The sequence below is a fragment of the Herbiconiux gentiana genome, assembly GCF_024978135.1.
GTDB lineage: Bacteria > Actinomycetota > Actinomycetes > Actinomycetales > Microbacteriaceae > Herbiconiux > Herbiconiux gentiana.
This window is the reverse complement of the sequence record NZ_JANTEZ010000004.1, coordinates 285,088-297,554: the sequence shown is the minus strand read 5'-3', so window position 1 is coordinate 297,554 and position 12,467 is coordinate 285,088. Positions and strand designations below refer to the sequence as shown.

The 12,467-nt window shown below is 73.1% G+C and carries 7 protein-coding genes; 4 read left to right on the top strand and 3 right to left on the bottom strand.

The window, feature by feature from the left end:
* Window positions 1-95: 95 nt before the first annotated feature.
* On the top strand, window positions 96-965 hold the full coding sequence (locus NVV95_RS11815; protein WP_259486739.1) for a PHP domain-containing protein: 870 nt from the start codon (window positions 96-98) through the stop codon (window positions 963-965).
* Window positions 966-1,103: 138 nt separating this feature from the next.
* Here NVV95_RS11815 and NVV95_RS11810 read toward each other — a convergent pair whose 3' ends face one another.
* Entirely contained in the window at window positions 1,104-2,810 is a 1,707-nt protein-coding gene (locus NVV95_RS11810) for a DEAD/DEAH box helicase (RefSeq protein ID WP_375163828.1), read from the bottom strand.
* Between the two features lie 244 nt (window positions 2,811-3,054).
* On the opposite strand from NVV95_RS11810, the gene NVV95_RS11805 reads away from it, so the two are divergent.
* Window positions 3,055-3,771: a ferritin-like fold-containing protein gene (locus tag NVV95_RS11805; protein ID WP_259486737.1), complete on the top strand. Its 717-nt coding sequence runs from the start codon at window positions 3,055-3,057 to the stop codon at window positions 3,769-3,771.
* Between the two features lie 131 nt (window positions 3,772-3,902).
* Here NVV95_RS11805 and NVV95_RS11800 read toward each other — a convergent pair whose 3' ends face one another.
* Both NVV95_RS11800 and NVV95_RS11795 read right to left on the bottom strand, forming a co-directional pair.
* Window positions 3,903-4,205: a hypothetical protein gene (locus NVV95_RS11800; RefSeq protein ID WP_259486736.1), complete on the bottom strand. Its 303-nt coding sequence runs from the start codon at window positions 4,203-4,205 to the stop codon at window positions 3,903-3,905.
* A gap of 9 nt (window positions 4,206-4,214) precedes the next feature.
* Window positions 4,215-4,439 carry a DUF3107 domain-containing protein gene (locus NVV95_RS11795; RefSeq protein ID WP_259486735.1) on the bottom strand — a complete coding sequence of 75 codons (225 nt, stop codon included), beginning with the start codon at window positions 4,437-4,439 and terminating at the stop codon, window positions 4,215-4,217.
* A gap of 129 nt (window positions 4,440-4,568) precedes the next feature.
* Here NVV95_RS11795 and NVV95_RS18410 point away from each other — a divergent pair, with 129 nt between their 5' ends.
* Both NVV95_RS18410 and NVV95_RS11775 read left to right on the top strand, forming a co-directional pair.
* Window positions 4,569-8,480 carry a PD-(D/E)XK nuclease family protein gene (locus tag NVV95_RS18410; RefSeq protein WP_269909048.1) on the top strand — a complete coding sequence of 1,304 codons (3,912 nt, stop codon included), beginning with the start codon at window positions 4,569-4,571 and terminating at the stop codon, window positions 8,478-8,480.
* The gene (locus NVV95_RS11775) at window positions 8,477-12,391 is read left to right on the top strand and encodes an ATP-dependent helicase (protein WP_259486734.1); all 3,915 of its coding nucleotides are present in this window, start codon (window positions 8,477-8,479) and stop codon (window positions 12,389-12,391) included. Before NVV95_RS18410 ends, NVV95_RS11775 begins: the two co-directional genes overlap by 4 nt.
* Window positions 12,392-12,467: the final 76 nt, after the last annotated feature.

Genomic DNA, 12,467 nt, shown 5'->3' with positions numbered 1-12,467 from the left:
CTCCACCCAGCCGCCGACGGTGTGCGGGGTCGACCCCGGGCTGTGGACGGATGCGGCTGTCTGTGGACGGATCGTGGAGTGGTTAGCATGGTGGGATGTCTCCCGATCGGCTGTTCCGTGCGCCGATCGACCTGCACACGCACAGTCGTGTCAGCGACGGAACCGAGTCGCCGGGCATCCTGGTTCGGGCCGCGGCCGACGCGGGTCTCGGCACCGTCGCCCTGACCGACCACGATTCCACCGCCGGCTGGTCGGAGGCGAGCGGCGCGGCTGTCGAGTTCGGCGTCACGCTCATCCCGGGCATGGAGCTCAGCACCCGTGTCGACTGGTCGAGCGTGCACATGCTCGCGTACCTGTTCGACCCCAACAACGCCAAGCTCGTGGCGGAGACGGCGCGCATCCGTGAGGCCCGCCTGCACCGCGCCGAGGAGATGGTGGCCCGAATCGGCCGCGACTACGACGTGGGGTGGGACGACGTGCTCGCCCAGACGACCCCCGGCGCCACCGTCGGGCGCCCGCATATCGCCGACGCGCTCGTGGCCCGGGGGCTGGCGGCGACGCGCAGTGAGGCGTTCGCGGGCATCCTGCACTGGCGCGCCGGTTACTACCAGCCGCACTACGCCCCCGACCCGCTGCTGGCGGTCGAGCTCGTGGTCGCGGCCGGGGGAGTGCCGGTCATCGCGCATCCGGCCACCGTCAGCCGGGCCGATGTGGCGCTTGACGAGCGCATGGGCGACCTCGTCGACGCAGGCCTCTTCGGCCTCGAGATCGACCACCGCGAGAACACCGCCGAGGGGCGCGAGCGCCTGCTGCGGCTCGCCGACCGGTACGGGCTCGCCCTCACCGGGTCGAGCGACTACCACGGCGAGGGCAAGCCGAACCGGCTCGGCGAGAACACCACGCGGGCCGAGGTGCTCGACCGGCTCATCGCGCGCGCCACCGGCTGGAGCCCGGTCTACGCGTAGGGCCGTTCGCCGCCGGGTCTGAGGGGCGGATGCTCGGCCGGGACGCGGGCGCGCGCATCCGGCCACCCGGCGCGGGGCCCGGGAACGGCGAAGACGGCCGGCCCCGAGGGGCGCGGCCGTCTTCGCGGTAGGTGGGTGCTACTCGCCCGCGGGGCGGGGGCCGCGGCGGCGCGAACGGCTGCGGCGACGCGGGGCGCTGTTGCTGTCGTGGTGCTCGCTGCCCGAGCCGGTCGAGGTCGACTCGGTCGACCCCGACTGCTTCTGCCCCGTCGAGGCCCTGATCGCGTCGGGCAACGTGCCGGAGGCCAGCGAGCCCGGAGCGAGCTTGCGCGAGGTGTCGTTGTCGAGCACCGAGGTGGGAGACGAGCCCGAGCCGCCCGAGCGGCGGTTGCGGTTGCGGTTGCGCGGGGCACCGGCGTTCTCACCGGCCGCCGTGGCGCTCGCGGCGACGGCGGCGATGGGCGCCTCCGACTCGCTGCCCGACGCGTCGGAGGCCGGAGCCGAGACGGTGCCCTGCGTGGCGCGCGCCCCCGTGCCCGCTCCCGAGCCCGCGCGGGAACCGCGGTCGCCGCCACGAGCCGGACGGTCGCTGCGCTCGGGGCGCTCGCCCCCGCGACCACCGCGGTCGCCGCCGCGCTCTCCACGGTCACCGCGGTCGCTGCGCGGCGCCGTGCCGGCCTCGGCCGACCGCGATGTGGCCTTCAGCCGCCCGCGGGTGCCCGCCGGGATGTCGAGGTCGGTGAACAGGTGCGGCGACGACGAGTACGTCTCGGTCGGCTCGGGCTGGCCGAACTCGAGGGCGCGGTTGATCAGCGCCCACTTGTGCAGGTCGTCCCAGTCGACGAAGGTGACCGCGATGCCGGTCTTGCCCGCACGGCCGGTGCGGCCGGCGCGGTGCAGGTAGGTCTTGTCGTCGTCGGGGATGGTGTGGTTGATCACGTGCGTGACGTCGTCGACGTCGATGCCGCGGGCGGCGACGTCGGTGGCGATCAGGATGTCCTTCTTGCCGGCCTTGAAGGCGGCCATGGCGCGCTCGCGCTGCTCCTGGTTCAGGTCGCCGTGCACGGCGGCGGCATTGAAGCCGCGGTCGTTGAGCTCCTCGACCAGCTTCGCCGCGGCGCGCTTGGTGCGGGTGAAGATGACGGTCTTGCCGCGACCCTCGGCCTGCAGGATGCGGGCGATGACCTCGTCCTTGTCCATGTTGTGGGCGCGGTAGACGAGGTGCTTGATGTTCGCCTGCGTCAGGCCCTCGTCGGGGTCCGTGGCGCGGATGTGGATGGGCCGGTTCATGAAGCGGCGCGCGAGGGCGACGATCGGGCCGGGCATCGTCGCCGAGAAGAGCATGGTGTGGCGGTTCGCCGGGGTCTGGGCGAAGAGCTTCTCGATGTCGGCGAGGAATCCGAGGTCGAGCATCTTGTCGGCCTCGTCGAGCACCATCTCCTGCACGGCGCCGAGGTTCAGCAGGCGCTGACCGGCGAGGTCGAGCAGGCGCCCGGGGGTGCCGACGACGATCTGAGCGCCGGCCTTGATCTGCTCGATCTGGCCCTCGTAGGCCTTGCCGCCGTAGATCGAGACGATCTTCGTGGGGCGGTTGCCCGCGGCGATCTCGAGGTCTTCGGTGACCTGCACGCACAGCTCGCGCGTCGGCACGACGACGAGCGCCTTGACGCCGGGCTCGGGGTCGAGACCCAGGCGCTGGATGAGGGGGAGGCCGAAGCCGAAGGTCTTGCCGGTTCCCGTCTTGGCCTGGCCGATGATGTCTTGCCCGTCGAGGGCCAGGGGGATGGTCTGCTCCTGGATGGGGAACGGTTCGAGGATGCCTTTGCTCGCGAGAGCGTCGACCATGTCCTGGTCGACCTTGAGGTCTGAGAAATTCACGTGGATACCTGTCGTGGAAGCGGTGCCGCCGTAGTGAGGAACGGTGCTCGGCTGACCTGAGCGATGACCGGCGATGGCGCCGGGCGGCGGCGGATTGCCCCGATTTGCGTCAGGGCCCGGATCGAGTTTAGTGGACGGGGCCTGCGCACAGGCCGGAAGGCCCCGGGCGGCGGGTCGGACGGCCGTGGCAGGCCCCGTTAGGATTGGCGTCGTGTTCGGTTTTCTCCGCCGCCCGAAGGTGCGCATCGACATCCCGCGGCTGAAACCCCGGGACGACTCGGCGAGCTACCCGAAGGTCAACCTGGCCGAGCTGACGCCCGAGGTGCTGCCCTATCTGGGGCAGGCCGCCTATGTGCAGCTGGCCGTGTTCGAAGAGGTGTCGGATGCGATCGCCGCCGCTCCGACGGTGGCCGCCAAGCAGGCGCTGGCCCCCGCGGCCAGCCAGGCGCTCGACAAGCACGAACGGCTGGTCGCCGAGATCCGTCGGCGGGTGGATGTGCCGGCCGACGTCATCTCGCCCTTCGTGGCCGGGATCGACCGGTACCGCTCGCTGGTGCGCGGCGGCGACTGGTTCGAGCAGCTGGCGAGCGTCTACCTCACCGCCGGCATCCTCGACGACTTCTTCACGCTGTTGGCCGCCGGTCTGCCCGGTGACATCGCTCCGCGCTGCGTCGCGATCCTCGACGCCGAGACCGGCCGGCGGGCGATCGCCGACCTGCTGGCCGAGGGGATCGCCGCCGATCCGGTGCTCGGGCCGCGGCTCGCGATGTGGGGGCGGAGGGTCGTCGGCGACACGCTGCTCGTGTGCCGCTCCGCCATCCACCTGACCGGCAACCAGGCGACGGACGAGCAGCGGATCGAGCCCGTGTTCACCGAGATGATCGCGTCGCACACGCGGCGGATGGATCGGCTCGGGCTGACCGCTTAGGCACCGGGACGAGCATCCGCTCGATGACGACGACGGATGGTGCCGCAGCGGCCGGGTGGTTGTCGCAGCACCCAGGTGGTTTTCGCGGCACTCAGGTTCTTGCCGCAGCACGGGAGTGCTTGCCGTCGCACTCAGGCGGCGGCGCGGCCCTTCAGCAGCTGCTGCAGGCGCAGATCGTCGCGCTCCTTGCGGGTGCGGCCGATCAGCACGTCGGCCACCACGACCGCTACGGCCGTGACGACCAGGCTGATCACCCAGATCCACCCACCGTCCCACGGGAGGCCGGCCCAGGTGAGAGCCACCCAGACGACCGCCGCGACGGCCGCGCCGATGGCGGGCACCACCACGGCGCCGTGCCGGTCGCGGTTCGGCAGGGCATAGCGCGCGATCAGCCCGAGGATGACACCGCCGAGGGTGATGAACAGCAGCTCCATGAGGAGAGGCTAGGCGACGAAGCCGACGCGGCGCGACTCTTCGCTGCCGATCTCGACGTAGCTGAGCGAGGCGACGGGCACGAGGTACTGCTTGCCCTTGTCGTCTTTCAGCGAGACGTGGGTGCCGCCGTTGGTGAGGGCCTCGGAGACGATCGCCTCGATCTCGGCGGGGGACTGGCTCGACTCGAAGTTGAGCTCACGGGGCGAGTTGGCGATGCCGATACGGATGTCCATCAAAGTGCCTTTCACGTCACGTGACCGATTCGACCGGCCACGGTTTCAGAGTACGGCACACCCCCGACACCGCCCGCCGAATGGGGCGCGTGGGCACCAGCCCAGAGCGAACAGGGCGGTCGGGGTGGGGTGAGGGGCTCGGGTGGCGTCGTCGGTGCCGTGGTCGGTGGGCTGGTCGGTGCCGTGGTCGGTGGGCTGGTCGGTGCCGGGTTCGACGGGCGCGGGCGGATGCTCGGACCGGCGATGTCGGAGGGGGACGGTACCGTGGTGGCCGTGATCGACGCACCCTCCGAAGCCCCCCGCAGCGCGTTCGCCGAGCTGCTCGCGCGGCCGGTCGAGGCGTCGTTCGCGGTGATCGGGGCGCCGGGCACGGGCAAGACGACGGCGCTCGTCGAGTTCGTGGCGGATCGGGTGGGGCGGCACGGTCTCGCGCCCGAGAGCGTGCTGGTGCTCGCACCGACACGCCAGAGTGCGACGCGGCTGCGCGACCGGGTGGCACTCCGGCTCGGGGTGCCGAGCAGTGGTCCGCTGGCGCGCACGCCCAGTTCGGCGGCGTTCGGCATCGTGCGCACGGGGGGAGACCGCACGGCGGCCGGCGCAGGGGCCGCCGCGGTCGCGGGTTCGGTGCGGGCATCCGTCGCCCCTGCCCGGGCCGTGGCGCTGCTGACGGGTGCGGAGCAGGACAGGATCGTGGCGGAACTGCTGCAGGGCGGCATCGACGACGAGCTCGCCGGGCGGGCGGCCGTTCCGTGGCCGGCGTCGCTGCCGGCGGAGGTGCGGAGCCTGAAGGAGTTCCGCACCGAACTGCGCGAGCTGATGATGCGCGCGACCGAGAACGGGGTCTCGCCGTCGGGGCTGGCGCGGCTCGGCGTCGCTCAGGGGCTACCGGAGTGGGAGGGGGCGGCGGCGTTCCTCACCGAGTACCAGGCGACCCTGGAGGCCTACGAGGTCGCGCACCTCGACTCGGCCGAGCTGCTCGCCGAGGCGCGACGCATCGTGCGCGACGCGGGGCTGCCGGCGGGGCTGCGGCTCGTGGTTGTCGACGACTTCCCCGACCTGGCGATCGGCGCGGTCAACCTCGTGCGCGAGTTCGCTCGGCAGGGGGCCGCCGTGGTGGCGTTCGGCGATCCCGACACGGCGACGACGGGGTTCCGCGGGTCGGACGTGCGGGCGCTCGGGCAGTTGTCGCGGGCGCTCGGGGTGCCGACGCTGTCGCCGGTGGTGTTGCGGGAGTCGCATCGACAGCGAGGCGCGCTGCGGGGGCTGACGCGGAGGGTGACCGAGCGGATCGGGACGGCGGCGGCGGGGCGGCAGCGGGACACGGTGGAGGCGGGTGGCGCGGCCGGGGCCGGGGTGGCTGCGGCGGGTGCAGGTGGCGCGGAGTCTGCTGGGGCGAGCGCGGGTGGCGCAGGGGCGGTTGCGGCGGGTGCCGGGGCGGGTGCGGGTGCCGCGGGGGCGGGCACAGACGCGGGTATAGCGGGAGCGGCCCCGGCAGGTGGCGCGCAGGCGGTTGCCGCCGGGGCCGGTGCGGCGGGCGGGGGACGTGTGCTGCGCATCCAGGCCGACACGCGCGCCGGGGAGATCGCCACGGTCGCGCGGCTGCTCCGCGAGCAGTATCTGCTGCACGGCATCGAGTGGTCGCAGATGGCGGTGATCGTGCGCTCGGGTGCCCTCGTGCCGGCCATGGCGCGCGGGCTGGGGCTCGCAGAGGTGCCGACGCGCACGCTGTCGGCCGTGCAGGCTCTGCGGGACGACTACGCCGCGCGCCATCTCGCCGAGGGGGTTGCGCTCGCGATCGGGCGGCTCGAGCTGACGCCCGACGCGGTCTCCTCACTCATCCTCGGGCCGCTCGGCGGCGTCGACGCAGTGGGGCTGCGGCGGCTGCGGCTCGCCCTGCGGCACGAGGAGCTGGCGAGCGGAGGCAGCCGGCACTCCGACGAGCTCCTCGAGGAGGCGGTGCGCATCCCCGGTGTGCTCGCCACGATCGACTCCGGTCCCGCGCGCCGCGTCGCCGCTCTCGGCACCACGCTCGCGGCGGTTCGCGCGAGCCACGTTGCCGGGGCCAGCGTCGAGGAGCTGCTCTGGGAACTCTGGCAGCGCACCGGTCTGGCCAAGCGATGGGGCGACCTCGCCGCCGGCACGGGCATCGTCGCCGACGAGGCGAACCGCAACCTCGACGGTGCGGTCGCGCTGTTCACAGCGGCTCGTCGCTCGGTGGAGCGCGACCCCGAGCGGCCGGCGGAGCTGTTCCTCGACGAGTTCCTCACGGCCGAGGTGCCGGAGGACACGCTCTCACCCCGCTCGCGCAGCGACGCCGTGCTCGTCACGACGCCGACGGGCGCGGTGGGGGTCGAGGTCGACGTCGTCGTGGTCGCGGGGCTGCAGGAGTCGGTATGGCCGAACCTCCGGCTGCGGGGGTCGCTGCTGCACGCGCAGCGGCTCACGGCGATCGCCGAAGCGGGGGAGCTGTCGGGGGCGGCGTGGGGGCGGGCATCCGCTGACCCGTTGCCAGGTGCCCCTGCACCGGCCGCACCTCTCAGAGCGGACGAGGACGAGCCGTCGACGACCGTTTCGGTTTCAGGCGGATCGCCCTCGGCCGGGCCTTCGGGTGGGCCGAGCCCCGAGGCCGACAGCGAGGCGGCCGGGGCTGCCGCCGCCGCTCAGCGTGCCGAGGTGCTCGGCGACGAGCTGCGGATGTTCGCCCTCGCCGTCTCGCGCTCGCGCACCCTGACCGTGCTGAGCTGCGTCGCGAACGACGACGAGCAGCCCTCGCCGTTCTTCGGTTTCGCGCCCGACGCGGAGCCGATGGCGCAGGCGCGGCATCCGCTCACCCTGCGCGGCCTGACCGGCTACCTGCGCCGCCGTGTGGCGGAGGACGACGATTCGCGCGCGGCCGCCGCACTCGCGCGCCTCGCCCAGGAGGGTGCGGCCGGGGCCGACCCCGCCGACTGGTACGGGCTGCTGACGGCGTCGACCGACGAGCCGGTCATCGATCCGGCCGACGAGGAGGCCGTGGTGCGGGTGTCGCCGTCGCGCATCGAGGCCTTCGAGCAGTCGCCGCTGATCTGGTTCGTCGACCAGGTGGCCGGCGGGTCGAAGAGCCTGGCGGCAGGCATCGGCACCATCGTGCACGCGGCGATGGAGTCGGTGTCGACCGATCCCGAGGCCGAGCCGACGGTCGAGGCGCTCGCGCGGGTGTCGGAGGAGCGCTGGAAGGAGCTGCGCTTCGAGGCGCCGTGGATCGAGCAGCGGGAGCGGCGGGCCCTCGAGACGAAGCTGGACGGTCTCGCCGACTACCTCCGGCGCTTCGAGAGCCGCGACGGGCACGAGCTGGTCGGGGCGGAGGCGGGCTTCTCGTTCCGGCAGGGTCGGGCGCAGGTGAACGGATCGATCGACCGCGTGGAGCGCGACGGCGACGGCACGCTGCTCGTCATCGACCTGAAGACGGGCAAGTATCCGGTGCGGGCCGCCGACATGCCCACGCACGCGCAGATGGCGGCGTACCAGCTCGCGCTCGTGCGCGGGTCGGTGGACGGTCTCGGCGCGCCGGGCGACGGGGCGCCGGAGGAGGGCTCGCCGGAGGCTGGTGCGCCGGGCGACGAGGCGCCGGAGGGTGGTGCATTGGGCGACGGTTCGCTGGTGGATGGTGCACTGGGCGGCGGGGCGCCGGTGGGTGGCGCACTGGGCCGCGGGGCGCCGTTGGGTGGTGCACGGGGCGGCGGGGCGCCGGATGCGGGGGCGCTGGAGGAAGGGGTGTCGCTCGGGGCTGCGGATGCGGACGCCACCGACGCGGGATCGGGGATCGTGCACCGGGGGGCGGCTCTGCTGTATGTCGCCAAGGGTGACCGGGAGGGGCGGTTCACGCTGCGGGTGCAGGATCCGCTCGACGACGAGGCGCTCGCCGACATCGCCCGGCGCATCGAGGCGGTCGCCGAGGGGATGGCCGCCGCCGAGTTCTCCGGGGTGGCCGCGCCCGAGGAGCGGGACAACCAGAACCGGTACGAGTACCGGATCCAGCTGATCAAGGCGGTGAGCGAATGAGCGACGCGCTCTTCGACCTGGCCGACCTCGACGACCCGAGGGCCTTCGTCGCGCCGCGAGGTGGGGAGGCTTCGAGTCTTCCGCCGGAAGCGGAGGCCGCCCATCCGTCGCCTGCGGTGGGGGCGGACTCGCGGTCGCCGCGGGACGAGGCAGAGCTGCTGTCGCCGGGGGAGGGGGCCGCGCATCCGTCGCCTGGAACCGTGTCGGCGTCTGGTGCTGAGCGGGCCGGGGATCTGATCTCGGCTGTCGAGATCGCCGACCGTCTCGGGCTGCCGCGGCCGACCGAGCAGCAGCGTGCGGTGATCGAGGCGCCGCTCGATCCGCGGATCGTCGTGGCCGGCGCCGGTAGCGGCAAGACCGAGACCATGGCCAACCGGGTGGTGTGGCTGATCGCTAACGGGCTGGTGCAGGTGCCCGAGGTGCTGGGGCTGACGTTCACGCGGAAGGCGGCGGGGGAGTTGGCGGAGCGCATCCGCCGGCGACTGGCGCAGCTGACCGAGGCACGGGTCACCGAGCGCGAGCCCGACCCCTTCGACGCGCCGGAGATCGCGACCTACAATGCGTTCGCGAACAGCATCTTCCGCGAGAACGCGGTGCTGATCGGCCGCGAGGGCGAGGCGGCGGTGCTGAGCGAGGCCTCGGCGTGGCAGCTGGCACGGTCGGTGGTGGTGGCGAGTCGCGATGAGCGGCTGCTCGGCATCGACCGGTCGGTCGACGTGGTGACGTCGGCGGTGCTGAACCTGAGCCGGGCGCTCAGCGAGAACGTGACCGAGTCGGGCCCGGTGTCGCGCTACGCCGACCGCTTCGCCGCCCTTGCGGACCTGCCGAAGGGCAAGAGCTCGCGGGGCGGGGCGGTCTTCGGGTATCTGGAGTCGGCGATCGCGCCGGTGGCCGCGCTTCCGCTGCTTCTCGACCTCGCCGACGAGTACGCGGCCGAGAAGGTGCGGCGGGGGTACGTCGAGTTCTCCGACCAGATCGCGCTGGCGCTCGCGATCGTCGAGAGCACACCGCGGGTCGTGGCCGACTACCGGGACCGCTTCCGCGTGGTGCTGCTGGACGAGTACCAGGACACGTCGGTCGTGCAGACCCGACTGTTGTCGGTGCTGTTCCGGGAGCATGCCGTCATGGCGGTCGGGGATCCGCACCAGTCGATCTACGGGTGGCGCGGGGCTAGCGCGGCGAACCTGGCGCGGTTCCGGGCCGACTTCGGCGACACGCGGCGCGGTGCCGGCAAGGCGACCGACGTCGCGCCGGTCGCGCCGGTGAGAGCCGATCCCATTATTGGTGCTTCCGCCGTCGACGTCGCAGGTGCTTCCGCCGTTGGCACTCCGACGGGTGGCGAGAGAGTCCCCGCGACGAAGGGCGCACCGCCGTTCGCCCTGTCGACGAGTTGGCGCAATCCCGAGGTGGTGCTGAAGGCCGCCAACACGCTGGTGCGTCCGCTGACGGCGACCTCGGGCATTCCCGTCGAGGAGCTCGGGCCCCGCCCGAACGTCGCCGCGGGCCGGCTCGATGTCGGCTTCAGCGAGACCGTGCGCGACGAGGCCGAGCAGGTCGCGGCCTGGCTCGAGCAGCAGTTGCGCGCCCGGCCCGACGGCACCCGTCCGTCGGCGGCGCTGCTCTGCCGCTCGGTGAAGAAGATCGAGCCGTTCACCGCGGCGCTGGAGGCGAAGGGCGTGCGCTACCACGTGCTCGGCATCGGCGGTCTGCTCGGGCAGCCCGCGGTCGCCGACCTCGTGTCGACCCTCCGCGTGCTCTACTACCCGACGGCCGGCCCCGACCTCCTCCGGGTGCTGGCCGGAGCGCGCTGGCGCATCGGCACGAAGGACCTCGTCGCCCTCCGCGCCCTCGCCTCGTGGATCGCCGAGCGCGACCACCGCTTCCAGAAGCTCGAGCCCGAGGTCTCGGGGCGCCTCCGCGGGTCGGTCGTCGACGACGAGGACAGGTCGATCGTCGACGCCCTCGACTTCCTCGCCACCGCCCGGCCCGACCACCGGGCCCTCGAGCCCTTCAGCGAGGTCGGGCTCGACCGCCTCCGCCGGGCCGCCGCCCAGTTCGCCCACCTCCGCACCCGGGCCGGGCTCGGGCTCGTCGATTTCGTCGACCTCGTGCAGCAGGAGCTCCTGCTCGACATCGAGGTGCTCGCCAGCCCCCACCACACCCTCGGCCGTGCCAGCCTCGACGCGTTCACCGAGCAGCTCACGTCGTTCCTCGCCCTCGACCCCACGGCGGGTCTCGGCGACTTCCTGTCGTGGCTCGAGGAGGCCGAGAAGCGCGACCGCCTCGAGCCTCGCAGCGAGGAGGCCGAGCCGGGCACCGTGCAGATCCTGACGATTCACGGAGCCAAGGGGCTCGAGTGGGACGTCGTCGCCATCCCGCGCATGGTCGAGGGCGAGCTGCCGGGCGATCCGCGCTCCAGCCGGGGCTGGTTGAGCTTCGGCGAGCTCCCCTTCGACTTCCGCGGCGACAGCGCCGAGCTGCCGAAACTCGCCTGGCAGGGCATCGACACCCAGAGCGACTTCAAGCCCGCGCTCGACGCCTTCCAGGCCGACAACGCCGCGCAGTACGCCGCCGAGCAGCGCCGCCTCATCTACGTCGCGGTCACCCGCGCCCGCGAGAGGCTCCTGCTCACCGGCTCCTTCTGGACCACCGGCGTCAAGCGCCCCCGCGGCCCCGGCCTCTACCTCCGCGAACTCGGGTCGATCGGCCTCGTCGCCGAGGGCGTGCTCCCGGATGCGCCCGAGCACGAGGACAACCCGCTGGCCGAAGCGGAGAACTGGGTCCCGTGGCCGCGTGACCCGCTCGGCGGCCGTCGCTCTCGCGTCGAGACCGCCGCTGCAGCCGTGCGCGCGGCCGACCCGGGTGCGTCCACGCCGTGGGACCACGACATCGAGCTGCTTCTCGCCGAACGGGCCCGGCTGCGCGACGACGTGGCGCTCGACGTGCCGGTGCGCATCCCGGCGTCGCGGTTCAAGGACTACGTGTCCGACCCGCAGGCGGTCGTGCGTGCCCTTCAGCGCCCGATGCCCGAGCGCCCGTACCGGCAGACACGGCTCGGCACGCGGTTCCACACCTGGGTCGAGGAGATGTTCCGCCGTGACGGGGCCGACGCCCTCGTCGACCTGCCGACCCTCGGCGCGGACCACGTCGACGGCCTCGCCAACTACGACCTCTTCGACGACTTCGACGACCTCGACGACTTCGATGGGCTGGATGGCCTGGATGACCTCGGTGGCGCGAATGGCCTTGGCGCCGGGGACGGCCTCAGTGGTGTGGATGGCGTCGGCGGCAAGGATGAATCCGACGACCTTGGCGATCGTGATGGTGTGGACCCGGCTGGTGCCACTGACGCCGGCGATGACGTGGCGGCGGGCGGCGGTGCGGCTGGGACCGCTGACGCGGCGGCGGGTGGCGGTGCGGCAGTGACCGGCGGTCCGGAGGCTAGCGGCGACGCGGCGGTGGGTGGTGCGGCTGGGACCGGTGACGCGGCGGCGGGCGGCGGCGATGTGGTGGGCGGGCCGTCGGCCGAGGATCAGCGGTTCGCCGAGCTGATCGAGACGTTCCGGCGGTCGCCGTTCGCCGCGCGGCGGCCTGAGGAGGTGGAGGTCGAGATCCACCTGGTGCTGGGCGGGCGCATCGTGGTGTGCAAGATCGACGCCATCTTCGCCGGGGGCGGGCGGTTCGAGGTCGTCGACTGGAAGACCGGTCGGGCGCCCGTCGACGCCGCCGATCTTGAGCTGAAGCAGCTGCAGCTGGCGCTGTACCGGCTGGCATACGCGCGGTGGAAGGGCATCGACGTCGACCTCGTCGACGCGTCGTTCTACTTCGTGGCCGACGATCAGGTCATCCGGCCCGACCGTCTGTACTCCGAGGCCGAGCTCGAGGCGCTGCTCCGCGACGCGGCACTCTGACGAGTGCCGCTGCCGCGGCCGTGCTCCGCGACGCCGCAGGTTGACGAGCGCCGCCACCGGGGCAGCTCACGCACGG

Coding starts and splice junctions, on each gene's coding strand:
- NVV95_RS11815 (WP_259486739.1), top strand. CDS start 96: ATGTCTCCCGATCGGCTGTTCCGTGCGCCGATCGACCTGCACACGCAC.
- NVV95_RS11810 (WP_375163828.1), bottom strand. CDS start 2,810: ATGGTCGACGCTCTCGCGAGCAAAGGCATCCTCGAACCGTTCCCCATC.
- NVV95_RS11800 (WP_259486736.1), bottom strand. CDS start 4,205: ATGGAGCTGCTGTTCATCACCCTCGGCGGTGTCATCCTCGGGCTGATC.
- NVV95_RS11795 (WP_259486735.1), bottom strand. CDS start 4,439: ATGGACATCCGTATCGGCATCGCCAACTCGCCCCGTGAGCTCAACTTC.
- NVV95_RS11775 (WP_259486734.1), top strand. CDS start 8,477: ATGAGCGACGCGCTCTTCGACCTGGCCGACCTCGACGACCCGAGGGCC.